This is a genomic window from Mycolicibacterium sp. MU0053 (genome assembly GCF_963378095.1).
Taxonomy (GTDB): Bacteria; Actinomycetota; Actinomycetes; order Mycobacteriales; family Mycobacteriaceae; genus Mycobacterium; species Mycobacterium burgundiense.
Map to the genome: position 1 here is coordinate 3,958,821 of NZ_OY726397.1, position 17,450 is coordinate 3,976,270.

The 17,450-nt window shown below is 68.2% G+C and carries 14 protein-coding genes; 6 read left to right on the forward strand and 8 right to left on the reverse strand.

The genetic code is table 11. The features are described from left to right. Nucleotides 1–2: 2 nt before the first annotated feature. A complete protein-coding gene (locus tag RCP80_RS18715; RefSeq protein ID WP_308479102.1) occupies nucleotides 3–3,188 on the forward strand; it encodes an ATP-binding protein in 3,186 nt (1,061 codons plus the stop codon). Beyond that, a complete protein-coding gene (locus RCP80_RS18720; protein ID WP_308479103.1) occupies nucleotides 3,188–5,236 on the forward strand; it encodes an FAD-dependent oxidoreductase in 2,049 nt (682 codons plus the stop codon). Before RCP80_RS18715 ends, RCP80_RS18720 begins: the two co-directional genes overlap by 1 nt. A 4-nt stretch (nucleotides 5,237–5,240) precedes the next feature. Here RCP80_RS18720 and RCP80_RS18725 read toward each other — a convergent pair whose 3' ends face one another. Both RCP80_RS18725 and RCP80_RS18730 read right to left on the reverse strand, forming a co-directional pair. Next, on the reverse strand, nucleotides 5,241–6,488 hold the full coding sequence (locus tag RCP80_RS18725) for a saccharopine dehydrogenase family protein (protein WP_308479104.1): 1,248 nt from the start codon (nucleotides 6,486–6,488) through the stop codon (nucleotides 5,241–5,243). A gap of 21 nt (nucleotides 6,489–6,509) precedes the next feature. Continuing rightward, complete coding sequence (locus tag RCP80_RS18730; protein ID WP_308482920.1) at nucleotides 6,510–7,094, reverse strand: CGNR zinc finger domain-containing protein; 585 nt, start codon at nucleotides 7,092–7,094, stop codon at nucleotides 6,510–6,512. A gap of 92 nt (nucleotides 7,095–7,186) precedes the next feature. Between RCP80_RS18730 and RCP80_RS18735 the strand changes: the two genes are divergently transcribed. Genes RCP80_RS18735 through RCP80_RS18750 form a run of 4 tightly spaced genes read left to right on the forward strand, consistent with a single transcriptional unit; the run spans nucleotide 7,187 to nucleotide 10,318 of the window. Continuing rightward, nucleotides 7,187–8,203 carry an EamA family transporter gene (locus RCP80_RS18735; RefSeq protein ID WP_308479105.1) on the forward strand — a complete coding sequence of 339 codons (1,017 nt, stop codon included), beginning with the start codon at nucleotides 7,187–7,189 and terminating at the stop codon, nucleotides 8,201–8,203. 10 nt (nucleotides 8,204–8,213) lie between these two features. After that, nucleotides 8,214–8,882, forward strand: coding sequence for a cutinase family protein (locus RCP80_RS18740; protein ID WP_308479106.1), 669 nt, complete (start codon nucleotides 8,214–8,216; stop codon nucleotides 8,880–8,882). Between the two features lie 44 nt (nucleotides 8,883–8,926). Continuing rightward, nucleotides 8,927–9,616 carry a cutinase family protein gene (locus RCP80_RS18745; RefSeq protein ID WP_373693376.1) on the forward strand — a complete coding sequence of 230 codons (690 nt, stop codon included), beginning with the start codon at nucleotides 8,927–8,929 and terminating at the stop codon, nucleotides 9,614–9,616. A gap of 24 nt (nucleotides 9,617–9,640) precedes the next feature. Next, a complete protein-coding gene (locus RCP80_RS18750; protein WP_308479107.1) occupies nucleotides 9,641–10,318 on the forward strand; it encodes a cutinase family protein in 678 nt (225 codons plus the stop codon). Between the two features lie 7 nt (nucleotides 10,319–10,325). On the opposite strand, the gene truA is transcribed toward RCP80_RS18750, so the two are convergent. The 6 genes from truA to RCP80_RS18780 form a co-directional block, all read right to left on the reverse strand. Continuing rightward, nucleotides 10,326–11,192, reverse strand: coding sequence for a tRNA pseudouridine(38-40) synthase TruA (gene truA / locus RCP80_RS18755; protein ID WP_308479108.1), 867 nt, complete (start codon nucleotides 11,190–11,192; stop codon nucleotides 10,326–10,328). Between the two features lie 166 nt (nucleotides 11,193–11,358). Then, nucleotides 11,359–12,747, reverse strand: a complete 1,389-nt coding sequence (locus RCP80_RS18760) for an MCE family protein (RefSeq protein ID WP_308479109.1) — start codon at nucleotides 12,745–12,747, stop codon at nucleotides 11,359–11,361. After that, on the reverse strand, nucleotides 12,747–13,889 hold the full coding sequence (locus RCP80_RS18765) for an MCE family protein (RefSeq protein WP_308479110.1): 1,143 nt from the start codon (nucleotides 13,887–13,889) through the stop codon (nucleotides 12,747–12,749). The genes RCP80_RS18760 and RCP80_RS18765 overlap by 1 nt, the downstream gene beginning before the upstream one ends. Next, entirely contained in the window at nucleotides 13,886–15,151 is a 1,266-nt protein-coding gene (locus RCP80_RS18770) for an MCE family protein (RefSeq protein WP_308479111.1), read from the reverse strand. The genes RCP80_RS18765 and RCP80_RS18770 overlap by 4 nt, the downstream gene beginning before the upstream one ends. Then, on the reverse strand, nucleotides 15,148–16,395 hold the full coding sequence (locus RCP80_RS18775) for an MCE family protein (RefSeq protein WP_308479112.1): 1,248 nt from the start codon (nucleotides 16,393–16,395) through the stop codon (nucleotides 15,148–15,150). Before RCP80_RS18775 ends, RCP80_RS18770 begins: the two co-directional genes overlap by 4 nt. Continuing rightward, nucleotides 16,392–17,420, reverse strand: coding sequence for an MCE family protein (locus RCP80_RS18780; protein ID WP_308479113.1), 1,029 nt, complete (start codon nucleotides 17,418–17,420; stop codon nucleotides 16,392–16,394). The genes RCP80_RS18775 and RCP80_RS18780 overlap by 4 nt, the downstream gene beginning before the upstream one ends. Nucleotides 17,421–17,450: the final 30 nt, after the last annotated feature.

A 17,450-nucleotide genomic window follows, 5' to 3' on the forward strand; every position in this document is an offset into this window, starting at 1 on the left:
GTTTGACTCACCGGCCCACCATCGAGGAGCTACTCGACCGCGCGGTCACCGCGATCAACCGTGGCGACCGCGCCACCGCCGACGCGCTGGCCGGACAGGTGTTGGCGGTGGACCGCAGCAACCCCGACGCCGAAGGACTGCTCGACTCGCCCCGCGACGGCGGCGAAATCCGGCGTCTGACAATTCTTTTCGCCGACCTCGTCGACTCGACGGCATTGTCGACACGGATCGAACCCGAGGTCTACCGGACGGTCGTCGGCCACTATCGCGATGAGGTCCTGCGGATCGTCAACCGGTACGAGGGGCACATCGGCTCGACCAAGGGCGATGGGCTGCTCGCGGTGTTCGGCCACCCGACCGCCCACGAGGACGACGCGAGCCGCGCCGTGGCGGCCGGCCTGGACATCATCCGGGAAGTCGGGCAGCTCAGCGAAAGAGTCCGCCGCCGTTTCGGTTTCGACATCGCGGTGCGCGTCGGCGTGCACCGCGGCCTGGTGTATCTCGACGTCGCCCAGGACGACGTGTACGGGTTGGGCGCCAACCTGGCCGCCCGGATGTGCAGCCTCGCCGATCCCGGCGCCGTGGCCGTGTCCAAGGCCATCGAACAGCTGGTGGGCGACGACTACGAGCTGGCGGAATGCGCGCCGACCCTGGTCAAGGGTGTCGACGAACCCGTCGCGCACTTTCGGGTGGTCGGCGAACGCGACACCGCCGCCGTCACCCACGGTCCGATCGTCGGCCGCGAAGCCGAGCTCGCACGGCTGCACCAGGCGTGGTCACAGGCCCGCGCCGGGGTCCTGGGCACACCGGGCATCGTGCTGAGCGGGGAGGGTGGAATCGGCAAATCCCGGCTGGTCGGCTCGGTGCTGGACCTCGCCGAGCGCGACGAGGCGGCGGTCGTCAGGTTGTTCGGATCCCCGTTCCACACGCACGTCGGGCTGCGCCCGGTCCGCCGGCTGTTGGAGCGCAACTGCGGGATCAAACGCGGTTCGGACGCCGCGACCGCGTTGCAGCAGCTCACGGCCGAAATCCTCGACCGCGGTTTGGCTGCCGCGGCGCTGGTTCCGTTGTTGGCGCCGGTGCTGGGCATCTCGCCGGCCAGCGGCTACCGGCCGAACACCGCGAACGCCACCCGGCTCTACGAGCAGATCGCTGAGGCCGTCCGGGACTATCTGTTGGCCTGCGCGGGCCCCGGTCCCGGCCTCATCGTGTTCGAGGACCTGCACTGGTACGACGAGGACACCATCGCGGTCCTCGAGGCCTTGCTGCGCGGAAAACACGGCCGGGCACTGGTATTGATCACCGACCGCGAGCTGCCGGCGCTGCGCACCAACCCCGAGATCATCGCGCTGAAGCCGCTCGATGACGCCGAAGCCGACGAACTGATTCGCGCCCTGCATCCCCAGCTCGCGGACCGCGCGCGCAAGCAGGTTCGCAAACGCTGCGACGGTATTCCGCTCTACATCGAAGAGGTGGTGGCCAAACTCAAGGAGCAATCCACCGATGCCAGCTCCTCGACGCAGGTGCCCGACACCCTCTACGAGGCGCTGATAGCCCGGGTGCGATCCAGTGAGCGCTCCAAGCTGGTGGTCGAGGCCGCGGCCCTCACCGGCGGGTTGATCGACCGCCGACTGCTGCGCTCGGTGGTCGAGATGGATCAGCAGGAAGTCGATGCGATTCTCGACGAGTTGACCCGGGGCCGGGTGCTGCAGCCGGTGAGCAAGAACCACTGGCGTTTTCACCACGAGCTGCTGCGCGAGGTGGCCGCCGAGCTGTCCCCGCCCAGCGTTCAGCGCCGGCTGCACATCCGGATCGCCGACGCGCTGGCGGCCGGAGCTCCCGACGGCACCCCCGAATGGCCGCTCATCGCACACCACTATGAGAAGGCCGAGAAGTACGACGATGCCGCCTCGGCCTACCGCGAGGCCGCCGCCAACGCCCGGCAGCGTGGAGCGCTCGTCGAATCGCAAAGCCACCTCGCCCGCGCGCTGGACAACGTCGAACGGCTTCCGGCCGGCCACACCCGCGACGAACACGAGGTCGACATCCGGCTCGAACGCGCCTTCCTGGCCTCGGCGGCCGGCGGCCACGCCAGCGCCGCGGCGGCCGCGGAGTTCGAGCGGTGCCTGCTGCTGGTCAGCGACCGGCCGGGCGTGGCGCTGTACGCCACCTTCACCGGACTGTGGAGCTATTACGCGACCCGGGGGGATCTGCGCCGCGCGGCCCAGTTGGTGGAGGCGTTGCGGTCGCGGCTGTCGGGCATGCCGGACTGGTACCGGGCCGCCACCGACGCGGCGGCCGGGTCGTTGCAGGTCTTTCGCGGCGAATTCAACTCGGCGCGCGCCACTTTGGAGGCCGCCGCACTGGCTCTGGAAAGCCTGGATTCGGCGGAGATCGAAGGGGCCTGGTTCGCGCCCAACGATCCGGTCGCCGCGACGTACACCTTCGTCGGGTTGACCCGCTTCCTTCAGGGCGACCTCGCCGGCGCCGAGGAGTCCTTCGCCAAGGGCCGGCGGCGCTGCCAGACCCTGTCGTTCCCGCACGGGCCGTTCACGCTGTGCTACGGGCACACCATCGAATCGTTGATCCGCACCGAGGCGGGCCAAACCGATCGCGCGGCCGGACTTCTCGGCGAGGTGGCGACCATCGGGCAACAGTCCGGATTCGACGAGTGGGTGATGATCGCGGCCAGCGCCACCGCGACCACGAATTCGCGGGGATCGGACGTCGGCGCCGACCGCGCTGCCGCGGACCAGGAGGCGCACATCCAGGCCCTCACGACGGTCGTGGAGACCTGGCGGGAAGCGGACCTGAAATCCTTTCTGTGCTGGTATGACGCGGCACTGGCCCAGGCGTTGTTGGTGGCCGGCCGCAAGGACGCCGCGCGGATGCGCATCGACGTGGCCCTGCAGATGGCGGACCAGACCGATTGGCACATCTACGACGCCGAACTGCTGCGGATCCGCGCCCTGACCCACGACGCGCCGGAGGCCCGTGCGGCCGACCTGCGCGCGGCCGTCGAGATCGCGCGCAATCAGGGCGCTTTGGTGTTCGAGCTGCGTGCGGTGGCCGACATGTTCAGGTTCGACGGGGAGCAGCACCGTGCCGAGTTGCTGACGGTGCTCGGCCGCTTCCCCGCGGATCAGGACTGGCCCGACCTCGCCCGGCTGCGCGCCCTCGTCGGTTGATGCGACGCCGCGAGAAGGTCGCCATCCTGGGCGGTGGGATGGCCGGACTGAGCGCCGCGTGGCGGCTCAGCGAGCCGGGCTGGCAGGACCGCTTCGACTCCATCACCGTCTATCAGCGCGGCTGGCGCCTCGGCGGGAAGGCGGCATCGAGCCGGGGACCCCATGGCCGCATCGAGGAGCACGGCCTGCATGTCTGGCTGGGCTCCTACGAGAACGCCTTTGCGCTGCTGCGCGAGTGTTACCTCGAAATCGACCGGGCTGCAACCGATCCGGCCGCGCCGGTGCGCACCTGGGACCAGGCGTTGATCCCCGCGGACGCGCTGGGGATGGCCGACCGCTGGGACGGCCAATGGTCGATCTGGCCCGGCAAATTCACCCGCAATGCGCAACTGCCCGGCGAGCCGGGCGCCTCCGGACGCGAACTCACGGTGATCGACCTCGCGCGCCGCGCCCTGGAGTTGGTCCTCGACTTCGCCGACTCCCTCGACGCCGCGGCCCCCGAACTGGTGTTGTCGGTCTCGCCGCTGCCGGTGCGGTGGGTGGACTTGGTGCGTCGGGGCGCGCTGGCCGCCTCGAAGGCGTTGGCCGAGGCCACCGCACCGGCCGACATCGGGCGGCTACTCGACACGCCGCTGGCGGGGTTGCGCGACGTGTTGGACTACGAACGCCGGCCCGAACACCGCCGGACCTGGCTGCTGTCGTCGCTGCTGCTGGCCACCGCGCGCGGACTCGTCGCTGACAATCTGGTCACCGATCCGCGCGGTTTCCGGGCCATCAACGATCAGGAGTACGGCCAGTGGCTGGTGCGGCATGGCGCGCACCCCGACGTGTTGGACTTCGCGCTGATCCGCGGCATGTACGACATGGTGTTCGGCTACGTCGACGGCGACTTCGACCGGCCCAGCCTGGCCGCCGGCACCGCGGTGCTGCTGACCGGGATCGCGCTGTTTCAGTACAAGGGCGCCTTCTTCTGGAAGATGACGGCCGGGATGGGCGACGTGGTGATCGCACCGATGTATCAGGCGCTGCGCCGACGGGGGGTGCGGTTCGAATTCTTTCACCGGGTCGACGCGCTGCACCTCGACGACCGCCGGCTGGCGATCGAGTCGATCTCGATGGGTCGGCAGGCCCGGCTGGCCGCGGGCCTCGAGGATTACGATCCGCTGATCCGGATCGGTGGTCTGCCGGTGTTTCCGGACGCGCCGCGCTCCGATCAACTCGAGCCCCGGGCCGGGCTGACGGGTCTGGAATGCCACTTCGGCGACGACCGCCGCGATGTGGAGCGCCGGGTCCTGCGGTGCGGCCGCGACTTCGACCGGGTGGTCCTGGCGGCCTCGCTCGGCATGGTCGAGTTGGTGTGCGCCGAACTGATCGCCGACCGCCCCGAGTGGCGCGAGATGTCCGCGCACCTGCGCACCGTCGCGACCCAGTCGTTCCAGTTGTGGATCCGCTCGACCGAGGACGAATTGGGTTGGGCCCGCCCCGGAGTCACCACCAGCGGTTACGTCGCGCCGTTCGACACCTGGGCATCGATGCCGCAGACGCTGTGGGCCGAACAGTGGCCCGCCGAGGACCGGCCCCGCACCGCCGCATACTTCTGCGGGGTACTGGCGGCGCCGTGGCCGGCCGATGCGGGGCCCGCGGAGTACCTGCGGCGCTGCCGTCGGCGCGTCACCAGCACGGCGGTCGAGTACCTCGATCGGCACGTCGGCCTCTACCTGCCGGGCGCGGTCACCGAGGGCGGCTTCGCGTGGCAGTTGCTGTGCGGCGCCGGGGACGCCACCGGGGCGGCGGCGCTGGCCACCCAGCACATCAGCGTCAACGTCGACCCGTCGGACCGGTATGTGCAGTCGGTGCCCGGCTCCGACGAGTACCGGCTGCGCGGCGACGAAAGCGGTTACGACAACCTGGTTCTGGCCGGCGACTGGACGGACAGCGGGCTCAACGCCGGATGCATCGAGGCGGCCGTGATGTCGGGCCTGCAGGCCGCCAACGCACTGCTCGGGCGGCCGCGCTTTCATCGCGTCCGCGGTTTCTACCTGCCGTGAGCGGTCAACCGAGCCGGGCGGTATGCAGCGCCACCCCGGCCGTCGGGAGCAGTTCCAGCAGCGCGTCACCCATCGCCGCCGCCGGGGTGAGCACGCCGTGCTGCGTGGCGAGCCGGTCCCGGCCGCGCGCCAGCGTCAGCGCGCTGACCCCGATCAGGGTCGCCGTTGCCGAGTATCCGGGATCACCCTGCTGTGACATGGTCGCGACGTAGCGCTGCCCCCGCGTGGTGGTGGTGTAGGTCTCGACCTTGTAATAGCCGCGGTCGCCCTGATCGAATCCGGCGCCGGCGGGCAGCATCGTCTCGAGGAGTCCCGGCGGCAGCAGCCGCAAGTACGTCCCGCCCAGCCGCGCGGCACCGGTGATGGTGAGCCCGCTGAGGGTGGCGAACATCGGCGCGGCAACCGTAGATCCCATGCTCAGCGTCTCGGTGTAGCGCAGGCGGCGGCCGTAGCCCCAGTTGAGCAACGCATTGCTGCGGCGCACGCACCGGGTGTTGTACAGCGCCATCAGGTAGCCGCCGGTCCACAGGCCGGTCAACTCCGGGGCGATCTCGGATCCGGCGCGCACCTCGACATCCGGCTGCGGCCCCAGCTCGGGTTCGGCGCCACGATCCGGGCTGAGGCTGTACGGATCGTCCAGGACCGCACGGAGGGCCGGGTTTTCGGCACCGGTCCGCATCAGGTCGAGCATGGTCTGCAGCGATCCCGCCGAGCACCCGCCGGAGTAGGTGCGCAACACGAACGTGGTGTCCCCCAATTCCCCGGCCGCGTCGGCGAAGGTACGACGGTGCAGCGCAAACACGTTGAGGTCGGAGGGAATCGAGTCGAATCCGCAGGAGTGCACGATGCGGGCGCCGTTGTCCGCCGCGAGGCGGTGGTAGCGCTCGATCGAGGCGCGCACGAAGGGGATCTCCCCCGCGAGGTCGGTGTAGTCGGTTCCGGCGGTGGCGCAGGCCTCGACGATCGGCAGCCCGCACCGGCCGTACGGCCCGACCGTGCTGATGACGACGCGGGCCCGGGCGGCCATCTCCTGCAGCGCCGGCCGATCGGTGACCTCGGCGACGATGACCGGCCATCGCTCGGCGGCCGCACCCAGCGACCGTCGGACCGCCGCCAGTCGGGCGCTCGAGCGGCCCGCCAGCCCGATCTGCAGTCCGGCGGGCGACTTAGCCAGGTAGTCGGCGACGAGACGGCCCATGAATCCGGTGGCGCCGTACAGCACGATATCCAGGTCACGCCGCCCCGCCCCCATGGCCGCAGACGTTACTCGCGGTCACTTCCCCCGGGGTGTTTTTGCCGGGCCGGCGCCCGGTTGGCCGCGACGCTCCCGGTATGCCGCCACATGCTGACGGTTGCCGCAGTTGCCGGTGTCGCAGAATCGCCGGGACCGGTTGCGCGACAGGTCCACCAGGACCGCGTTGCAGTCGGGTGCGGCGCAGAGCTTGAGCCGGCGCAACTCGCCCGCGCGGATCAGGTCGGCCAGCGCCATCGCCATCTCGGCGCCCATCCGCCGGGCCAACGGATCATGGACCGAGGCCAGATGCAGATGCCACTCCGGCATCTCCGGATGCCGGGTCAGCCAGGGTGCCGCCTTGGTGTCGGACAGCAACGCGTTGACCGCCGCGACGGTCTTCTCCTCATCGTCGACGAGTGTCCAGATGCGCCCCAACCGCGCCCGTAACCGCTGCACGTCGGCCAGTTCGTCGGCATCGCGGTCACGTCGGCCGGTCCAGCCCCAGCCGTCGAGGTATTCGTCGAGCGCGCGCTGGTCGCCGAGTTGTTCGCCGTCCACGCGGTCGCTGTTGACCAGCGCACACACGGTGCGCAGCGTGAGCTCAGTGTCATGACTGAAATTCATTTGACTCATGACTCCTCCCTGGTTTAGCGTCATGAGCAACCTTCACTTTACTCATGACATGGCACCGCGTGCCGCCGAGGATCCCCGTACCGATGACGTCGTTCGACAACCGCTTCCGGCTCGGCCTGCTGTTCGCCCTCGGTTCGGCGATCAGCTTCGGCCTGTCCGGGCCGTTCGCGAAGGCGCTGATGACCTCGGGCTGGAGTCCCACCGCGGCGGTCACCGCCCGGTTGGCCGGCGGCGCGCTGGTCATGGCGATCTACGCCAGCCTGGTCCGACCCGGCTGGTGGGGCGAGGCACTGCGCCACTACCGGATTGTCCTGCCCTACGGGCTCTTCCCGATCGCCGGCGCGCAGCTGTGCTATTACAACGCCGTCGAGCACCTGTCCGTCGGGGTCGCGCTGCTGTTGGAATACACCGCGCCGGTCCTGGTGGTCGGGTGGCTCTGGGCCGTCACCCGCAGCCGCCCCGAGCACCGGACCCTGCTCGGGGTGGCCCTGGCGGTGGTGGGAATCATGTTGGTGCTCAATGTGTTCAGTGGCGCCCATATCAACACCGTCGGAGTCATCTGGGGTTTGGCGGCCGCGGTGTGCGCCGCCTGCTACTTCCTGATGAGCGCGCGGGTTGCCGACCACTCCGGCGGTCCCGGACTGAGCCCGGTGGCGCTGGCCGCCGGCGGCCTGATCATCGGCGCGGCCGCGGTCGCCGCGCTCGGCCTGACCGGGGTCATGCCGATGGTCTTCGGCACCGACGACGTGATCGTCGCGGGGTTCACCACGTCGCCCGTGGTGCCGGTGCTCGTGCTCGGTGTGCTGAGCACCGCGGTGGCCTACACCCTCGGCATCAAGGCCGTGTCCCTGTTGCAGCCGAGCTTTGCCGCACTGGTCGGACTCTCCGAGGTGCTGGCCGCGGTGCTGTGGGCCGCCCTGCTCGTGGGCGAGGCGTTGACCGTCCCGCAAGCCATCGGCGGGGCCGTGGTGTTGGCCGGTCTGGCCCTGGCCCGCCCCGGGGATCGCGGCCGAACGCGGCAACCCCGGACGCCCGTGGCCCCCGTCGGCGGCCTCGCGACCGACCACAGCGGTGATCCGGCGGAAATCGAGAGTCGCTAACATCTTTGCTGTGACCGTGATCAGCCCTCGCCGAATTGTCTCGCTCGCCGGTGCCGTGCTTGCCGCGGCCGCCCTGCTGGTCGCCCCCGCGGCGGTCCCGGCGCCGCAGACCCCCACCGCCGCCGCCGCGGACTGCCCCGACATCCAGGTGGTGTTCGCGCGTGGCACCACCGAGGCGGTCGGCATCGGCCGGGTCGGACAGGCCTTCGTCGATGCGCTGCGCGGCCAGGTCGGCGGTCGCAGCGTCGACACCTACGCGGTGAGCTATCCGGCCAGCTACGACTTCCTGGCCGCGGCGGGCGGCGCGAACGACGCCAGCCGCCACATCCAGTGGATGATGGGCGCCTGCCCGCAAACCCGTCTGGTCCTCGGCGGCTACTCGCAGGGCGCGGCCGTGATCGACGTCATCGCCGCGGTCCCCGTCCCCGGCATCGGTTTCAACGCCCCGCTGCCGCCGAATGCCCCCGAGCACGTGGCCGCCATCGCGGTGTTCGGTAACCCCACGGCCAAGCTCGGCCTCCCGCTGACCTCGAGCCCGGTCTGGGGTCCCAAGGCCATCGACCTGTGCAACGGCGGCGATCCGATCTGCTCGGATGGCCGCAGCGTGGCCGCACACAGCGACTATGTCGCATCCGGACAGGCCGCCCAGGCCGCGGCCTTCGTCGCCAGTCGACTCTGACCGAAATTACGGACCGCCAGCACAGATATGTGAGTATTAGCGCCATGAACGACGCCCAATCCCTCCGCGGCGCGGTCCGTCGACCGTATGCCGCGCTCGGTACCGCCGTGGCAGCGGCGGCGCTCATGCTGGCCCCCTTCACCCTGCCGGCGCTGCCGGTCGCGGCCGCGGACCCGTGCCCGGACGTGGAACTCATCTTCGCGCGCGGTACCAGCGAGGCCCCCGGAATCGGGCGAGTGGGCAATGCGTTGGCCAGCCAGCTGCAAGGGCAACTGAACGGGCGCAGCCTGGGCACCTATGCGGTGAACTATCCGGCCACCTACGACTTCTTCGCCGCGGCCGACGGCGCCAACGACGCCACCAACCGCATCGCGACCATGGCGGCGCAGTGCCCGTCGACGCGCATCGTGCTCGGCGGCTATTCGCAGGGCGCGGCCGTGGTCGACATGCTGGTCGGAATTCCGCCGTTGGGTAACAAGGTCGGCGATGTGGGCTCGGCGGCCCCGCTGCCCGGCAGTCTGCGCGAAAACGTGGCCGCGATCGCGGTTTTCGGCAACCCCGCCGCCAAGTTCGGAAACCCGGTCACCGCAGGGAATCTCGGCGCTCGTTCGATCGACATGTGCAGCGACGGCGATCCCATCTGCTCGGGTGGGCGCAATCCGTTCGCACACACCAACTACGAGTCCGGCCCGTTGCCCGGTCAAGCCGCCGGGTTCATCGCCCGGTTGATCTGACGCCGGTTCGGTACTATCGACCAAGTGGAAATCCGTCGATATTGCGCACTGCTCGGAGCGGGCATTATCGCCGCTGCATCCCTGTTCGTCGCACCCGCGGTGCTACCGCGCTCGACCGCGATTCCGGCGGCGGCCGCGGCGCCGTGTCCCGACGTCGAAGTGGTGTTCGCGCGGGGGCGGGTGGAACCCGCGGGCGCCGGCCAGATCGGCAACGCGTTCGTCAATGCGCTGCGGTCCAAGACCGGGCAGAACATTCGGCTCTATGCGGTGAACTACCCCGCCAACACCGAAGTCGATATCGGCGCCAACGATATGAGCCAGCGCATCCAGAACACCGTCGGGGACTGCCCCGACACCCGAATCGTGGTGGGCGGCTACTCCCTGGGCGCCGCGGTCGCCGATGTGGTGCTGGCAGTGCCGTTCTCGTTTTTCACGTTCAAGAAGCCGCTGCCGCCGAATGCCGAGCAGCGCATCGCGGCGGTCGCGTTGTTCGGCAACGGAGCCTCCTGGGTGGGGCCGATCTCGAATTTCAATCCGGTGTACCAGGACCGGACGATCGAGTTGTGCCACGGCGACGATCCGATCTGCAACCCCACCGATCCGGAGAACTGGGAAGCGTATTGGCCCGACCATCTGGCACCGGCCTACATCAAGGCCGGGATGGTGAACCAGGCGGCCGATTTCGTTGCCGGCCGGTTGTAGGCGACCGCTAGATTTCGTCCGGGCTGCGGACGTCACGGGTGATCAGGCTGCGCGCGGCGAGTTCGTCGTCGGACGGGTAATCCACCCCGATCATCGTCAGGCCCCGCGCCGGCGCCGCCGCGAAGGCACTGGACCGACTGCTGGCGGACAGCAGATCCACGGCCCACGCCGCCGGACGGCGCCCCTCGCCGACCGCAAGTAGCGCACCGACCAGCGAGCGCACCATGTTCCAGCAGAACGCGTCGGCGCTGACGTAGGCGGACACCAGGTTGCCGTCGCGTTCCCAGTGCAGCCGCTGTAGCTCGCGAATCGTCGTCGCGCCGGGGCGGTGCCGGCAGAACGCGGCGAAATCGCGCAGGCCCAGCAACTCCGAGGCGGCCTGATTCATGGCCGCCACGTCCAGCGGTCGCGGCCACGGTGTGACGAACCGCGCCTGCTGCGGATCAACACCATAGGGCGCCAGCGACAACCGGTAGACGTAGTGCCGACGCAACGCCGAGAAGCGGGCATCGAAACCGGCTGGAGCCCGGACGATGTCGCGGACCCGGACATCCTCGGGCAGCAAGCGGCCCAGCCGTCGCACCAGCGGCAGGAATTCCGGCTCGCCGACCCGGGCGGTGCGCGGGTAGGCATGGTGCAGTGCATCGTCGGGGACATCGACGTGCGCGGTCTGTCCGGTGGCGTGCACGCCGGTGTCGGTGCGCCCGGCCGCACGCAGCACGACCGGCCCGCGAAACACCGTCGACAACGCCTCCTCGATCACGCCGGCCACGGTGCGCTGCTCGCGCTGCGTGGCCCAGCCGGCGAAATCCGTGCCGTCATAGGCGATGTCGAGGCGAAGGCGAACAACGTTGTCGCTAGGCCTGCTCGTCATCCTCGGCGGAGCCTCATTCTGGTCTTCTGCGGCCTCGGTATCTTCCGTCGCGGGACCTTCGACCTCTTTCCGTTCGACAGCCGCCTGCGGGGCCCGCAAAGAGTAGGCGCGTTCGCTGCATCTTGGCAAAGAATACTTGCTGACCACCGGGATGACCAAAATGCGTTTAGGGAGGCAGCAGCATGTTCTGCCACGACCTGTCCGTCCGGGCGCCCCTCGCCAGACCCGTGGCCGGGTCGTACGCGGCGGCAGGCAGCGCCGGCGGCTCGGGAGCTGCGGACTGCGGCGGCACGTGTGGCACGGCTTGGCCCGACAGCGTGGCGTTCGGGTCCCCCTTCCAGTTGAGGCCGTCGTTGAGCGGCACGTAGTGATCGTCGCTCTCGCACATCGCGACCGTCGGTGCACGCTTACCCGGCACGGTCGCACAGGGTGTGTTGCGCGCACCCCGCACATTGAACTGCGAGTCCTGCGGCACACGGCAGTACAGGTCGCCCTCGGGGCGGTCCGGAGCGTCTTCGAAGACCGCCGAGCGTGCCTGCTGTGCAGGCAGAAAGCCGGTTGTGCACGGCGGCGGCAAGTTGATGTTGAGGTTGAAGCTCAGATACTGCCCTTTGTAGGCCTGTTGGGTGTTGAGGTTGGCCACCAGCCCCGCCTGTCCCGCGGACACCACCCCGGGAAACAGCACCAGCAACTGTTCGACGTTGTCGTGGTAGGTGACCGCCACCTGCCCCACGCTGACCAGATTGGCCAGCACGATGGGAAGCGTCGGCTTGACCCGGTCGACGAGCTGACGCACAGAACCGGCGGCCGCACCACCATTGTCGATCAGGTGAGCGACGGTCCGATCGTGGGTCTGCAGCTGCGTGGTCACCGTGGCGACCTGTGACGCCCACGCAGCGATGGCCTTCGACGTATCGCTCTGCGAATCCAGCACGGGCCGCGCCTGGTCGATCAGCCTGATGAGCGGATCGAGATGCCTGCGTGCCTCGATCGCGAGATCCGTTGACCCCTCGACGATCCGAGACAGCTCGGCTCCGAGCCCGCCGACCGCGGTGTAGGACTCGTCGATGACGGTCTTGAGATTGCCGCGCGGAATGGCCTGCAGCCCGGCGTTGGCGTCCGCAAGCAGCGTGTTGACGTCGGGCGGCACCGACGTGTCAGCAAGCGCGATGACGTCATTGTCACGCAACGGCGGGGCATCGCCATTGCGCGGCAACAACGCTACGTACTGCTCGCCGATTGCCGACTGGCTGTGCACTTCCGCACGCAGATCGGAGGGTATCTCGATGCCCCGCTTCAGCGACAACACGGCTTCGACCCCGCTCCGGGTGAGCCGCACGTTCTCGACCCGACCGACCTCGGTGCCGCGGTAGGTGACGTTGCCCCCGCTGTACAGCCCGCCGGTCTGCGGTAACTCCATGACGACCGTGTACCGGCCGACGCCGAACAGCTTGGCCGGCAACTTCATGAAGTGCAGGCCCATCAACCCCATCGCCAGCAACGCGATCACGGTGAAGACCGCGAGTTGGATCTGCATTCGCCCGTCCAGTCGCATTACGGCCCCTGATCCCATCGATACGGCACGACCAACGGATTGCCCTTTGTATAGGGGCTGGGGAACTGTCCGATCGTGCGGCCCCACTGCACTTCCAGCGCGGTCAGATCACCTTCCCACCGGGTACCGGTGAACATTCCCGCGTCGATTCGGCTCAGGGTGAGGTCCGCGATCGCGGTCAGGTTGGCATAGTCGCCACGCTGCCACTTCTCGATCGTCTCGTTGGGAAACGGGAAGGTAAGGATGAGCGACAGGGCTCGGGTCATGCTCGGCCCGGCGTCGGCGAGCGACTCCAGCACCGGGCCGACGTCGTTGAGTTCCTTGACCAGGTTGTCCTTGGTCTGGTTGACCGAATCGACCGTCAACGCACTGAATATGCCGAACTGGTGGGCGGTTTCGACGAGGTTACGCCGCTGCCCGTTGAGTACGGCCAGCGCCTCGGGGACCGCCTGCAAGGCCTGGTCCAGAACCGGCCGCTGTGCGGCGAACTGCCCAGCCAGGTTGTTGAGGCTCTCCGTGGCGGTGATGATGTCGCCGGTTTGGTCGTTGACGTTGCGGGTGAATGTCTCGAGCTGACCGATCATACTGCGCAGGTCGTGCTCGCGGCCGCGGAAAGCGGTCGCGAGCGCCGCAGTGATGTCCTGCACCTGACCGAGTCCGCCACCGTTGAGCACCACGGACAGCGCCGCCAAAGTCTGCTCGGTGCTTGGGAATGCGTCACCACGCGACAGCGGAATAAGTGAGCCGGCGTGCAGTCTGCCCTTCGGCGCGGCGTCGGTCGGCGGCGCGAGCTCGATGTGCAATGAGCCCAGCAAACTCGTCAGACCTATTGTGACGGTGGAGTTCTCCGGTAGGTCGACGCTGCCGTCCAGCTGCATCGTCAGCAACGCGTGCCAGCCCTGGCGCTCGATCCTGGTGACCGCGCCGACGTCGACGTCGCCGACACGGACCCGCGAGTTCGGCTGAATGTTGTTGACATCGGGCAGCTGCGCCTGGATCACGAACGACCCGGGGCCCCCGCCCGCCGTTCCGGGCATCGGCAACGAGTTCAGCCCTTGCCAGTCACCACAGCCAACGACCCCACCAGCGATGACGAGCGTCGCCCACGCCATCACCATTCGTCGCCACCAGATGCGCATCATGCACCACCACCGTTGGTGGGGAGCATGATTCCTGACAGGCCGGCGGTGGGGTCCGTTGCGGTCGTTTGCGGCCCGTCCTCGGCGGGCGGTACGAAATCGGGTCGCATCCGGTCCTCGCTGTAGGTGACCTCGTTGGGTCTGGCCTGCGCTCCGACGACCAGGTTCGCCCCGATCGGCGGGAAGTTGTACTGCCGGTTCTTGACGATCGGGGCCAGGTACTGCACGCACAGCTTCGCCGACTGCTCGGCACCACGCCGAGACGCCGCCTGGATTGCACCGCAGAGGAAGCTGATCGGGTTCGCGAAGTTGTTGACGGCCAGCGCGCCGGTCAACGCGCCGTTGGCGGGCTCGAAGATGTTGTAGAAGTTCGCCACTGTGCCGGGGGCGATGTGCAGTGTCTGCTCGAGATCATCGAGGCTGGCGATCAACGTGTCGCTGATCGACGCCAGTTTGTCCGAGGCCGTGCCGATCGCTTCCCGATTGTCGTCGGCGAAGTCCTTGACATCGCCGATGACACCACCGAGATCCTCGATCGTCCGTGCCACCTTCTGCGGGTCGTCGGCGACCAACGAAGTCACCTCCGCCATGTTGCCGTTGAGCTGCTCGAGCAGGTCGGCACTGTCGTGCAGGGCGGAAACCAGGGTCGACAGATTGGTGAACGTCGAGAAGATATCGGAGCTGTGACCGCCCAGCGTCGCCAGTGCCTGCGACAGTCTGACGACGGTCTCGCGGATGCTGGCGCCTTGCCCGCGTAGGTTGTCGGCCGCGGTGTTGATCACCGCGCCCAGTGTGCTGACACCGCCTGGCTCGGTTGGTTGAAGCAGTCTGGTCAAGCGTTGCAGTTGAACTCGGACCTCGTCCCATTCCACCGGGACCGCAGTGCGCTCCTCCGGAATCACCGACCCGGTAGGCATCATCGACCCACCGGTGAATGCGGGGGTCAACTGAATCGACCTGCCGGTCACCAGTTGCGGCGCGAGAATCACCGCGTTCGCATCGACCGGTATCGGATACTTGCGGTCCACCCAGAACGTGATTCTGGCACGGGTGGGCTGCGGCTCGATGTGGTCGATGCGTCCCACCGGCACGCCGAGGATGCGCACGTCATCACCGGCGAACAGGCCGTTGCTGTTAGCGAAATAGGCGGTCACCCAGGTTTTCCCGATTCGATCGGAATGCCGTACCACCACAACGAACCCGGCTGCGAGCGTCAACGCGAGTATGCCCGCCAGTGCTGTGCGCAACCAGCGCAGGCCGGTCATGGCTGCCCCGATTCCGGGGTGGCGTTGCCGGACAACGCGGGTGGGCCGGGCGGGGGACCACCCGGCAGCGGTGCGGGCAGCGGTGCACGGTACGGGTAACGAGGATCGCCCGGGTTGCCGGTGATGGCGTCGGGCACGGTCAGATGGGGCTCCCCACCCTGGCCGGTGCGCGGGTGGGGCACCGGCAACGCGGGTGTGCCCGGCTGACCTGTCGGGGGATCTGTCAGCTGCGATGGAGCCAGCACATTGGGGTCGAGGCCGAGGTCCGAGAACGCGGCGTCGACGAACGGCTGAACGAACTGTCCGGGAAGCAAGTTGACCACATATGCCTTGAAGAACGGCCCGGACGACAGCGACTCACCCAGCGACATCGCGTATTTGTTGAGCAATTTGACCGCTTCCCGAAACCGGTCCTTGCGATTGTCCAGAATCGCCATGACTCCGTTGAGCTTCTCCAGTGCCGGCCGCAGCTGCTGGCGGTTCTCGGCGATGAACGCCTTCAATTGCGCTGCGGCCGAGGAGATGCTGGCCCAGATCTGGTTCACCGCGTCGCTTTGGGTGCGCAGTTGCGCCAACAGGTCGTTGGTGGCGGAAACCAGCCGGGCAACCTGATCGCTGCGGTGGGCCAGTACACCTGTCGCCTTGGCGGCATTGGTGAGCAGCGTGCGCAGCTGCGTGTCGCGGTCGTTGAGAGTCTGAGCGAAGCGCGCCACGCCGTGCACCGCCTCCCGAAGCTCCCCGGGGGTATCGGCGAAGGTGTCCGACAAGGTCGACAACGATTCCGAGAGTTCATCTGTGTCCAGGCCGCTGATGGTGTCGGCGAGATCGCCGAGCGCATCGGGCAGCTGATACGGCGAGCTGGTCCGGTTCATCGGGATGGGCCCGTCGAGGTCGCCTCCGCCCTGTGGAAGAACGGCAAGCATCTTGGTTCCCAGCAGGCTCTTCGTCTTGATTGCGGCCTCGGTCGCCTCGCCCATTCGGATGTTCTTGTCGACGCTGAAGCGCACCAGCACCGCGGCTCCGTCGAGCTCGATGGACGACACCCTGCCCGCCGGATATCCGGAGACCTCCACCGTGGCCCCGCTGAGCAGGCCTCCGGCGTCGGCGAAGTGAGCCGAGTAGGTCTTGACCTGATTGACCAGGGGCAGATTCTGGTACTGCAGCGCCCCGACGACGACCGCGGAGACCACCACGACGCCGACGGCCCCGATCGCGAGCGGACTGCGCTCCGTGAAGGATCTCATCTCGGTGCGCACCGCCCCGAGACCTGATCGGCGACCTTCACGTATACCGGCTGACCGCCTTTCCCGTTGAGCTTGAGCACGATTTCGCACAGGTAGAAGCTGAAGAAGTCGCCGTTGATGCCCTGTCGGCCCAGCGCCCGGTACTTGTCCGGCAGGGTGTTGATCAGGTTGTCGAGATACTCGTGGTCGGCCAGCGCGATGGCGGCCGTGCGGTCCGTTTCGCGGACCACCTTCGCGAACGGTTGGCGGGACTGCGCCAACAGGCCGGCCACCGAGCCTGCCGCGGCATCGGTGTACGCCAAGGCCGTTGAAATGTCGCCCTTGCGTTCGGCGAGCCCCTGCACCAGTTCGGACAACGACGTGACCGCCAGATCGAGGCGCTCGGTTTGACCGCCGAGGGATCCGAGCACGACGTTGAGGTTGTCGATGACCTGACCGATCAGCACGTCGCGATCGGCCAGGGTGTTGGTCACCATCGCCGCCTGTTGCAGAAACGATCCGATGGTGGCGCCCTGGCCCTGAAGGGCCGAGATCAACTGTCCACTCAGCGCGTTGACCTGATCGGGATCGAGCACCCGGAACAGCGGCCTGAACCCGCCGATGACGGAATCCAAGTCGAGGGCGGGCTGTGTCCGCGCGACCGGGATCGTTGCGCTGGGCTGCAGCGGGCGCAGTCCCCCGGCGCCCTCCTCCAGGGCCAGATACCGTCCGCCGATCACGTTGTCATATCGAACGGCCGCGCGGGTGCCCTCGGTGAGCAGGACCGAATCGTCGGTGGCGAACTCCACGCGCACGGTCGAGTCACCATTGAAGGAAATGTCTTGGATCGTGCCGACTTCCACCCCTGCGATGCGCACCATATCGTCGCTCTTCAATCCGGACACATTGGTGAAATCGGCGAAGTACTTCTTGCCGCCACCGAAACGGAATTCGGCGAACACCGTCAGCAATGCGAAGGTCCCGAATGCACACACTGTCAGGAAAATCAGCAGGCGCCATGCCGCGCCCTTGAAGTCGTCCTTCACGGTTTCGTCTCCTGAGCTCGGTGGGATCGA

Coding starts and splice junctions, on each gene's coding strand:
- RCP80_RS18720 (WP_308479103.1), top strand. CDS start 3,188: ATGCGACGCCGCGAGAAGGTCGCCATCCTGGGCGGTGGGATGGCCGGA.
- RCP80_RS18725 (WP_308479104.1), bottom strand. CDS start 6,488: ATGGGGGCGGGGCGGCGTGACCTGGATATCGTGCTGTACGGCGCCACC.
- RCP80_RS18730 (WP_308482920.1), bottom strand. CDS start 7,094: ATGAATTTCAGTCATGACACTGAGCTCACGCTGCGCACCGTGTGTGCG.
- RCP80_RS18735 (WP_308479105.1), top strand. CDS start 7,187: ATGACGTCGTTCGACAACCGCTTCCGGCTCGGCCTGCTGTTCGCCCTC.
- RCP80_RS18745 (WP_373693376.1), top strand. CDS start 8,927: ATGAACGACGCCCAATCCCTCCGCGGCGCGGTCCGTCGACCGTATGCC.
- truA (WP_308479108.1), bottom strand. CDS start 11,192: ATGACGAGCAGGCCTAGCGACAACGTTGTTCGCCTTCGCCTCGACATC.
- RCP80_RS18760 (WP_308479109.1), bottom strand. CDS start 12,747: ATGCGACTGGACGGGCGAATGCAGATCCAACTCGCGGTCTTCACCGTG.
- RCP80_RS18765 (WP_308479110.1), bottom strand. CDS start 13,889: ATGATGCGCATCTGGTGGCGACGAATGGTGATGGCGTGGGCGACGCTC.
- RCP80_RS18770 (WP_308479111.1), bottom strand. CDS start 15,151: ATGACCGGCCTGCGCTGGTTGCGCACAGCACTGGCGGGCATACTCGCG.
- RCP80_RS18775 (WP_308479112.1), bottom strand. CDS start 16,395: ATGAGATCCTTCACGGAGCGCAGTCCGCTCGCGATCGGGGCCGTCGGC.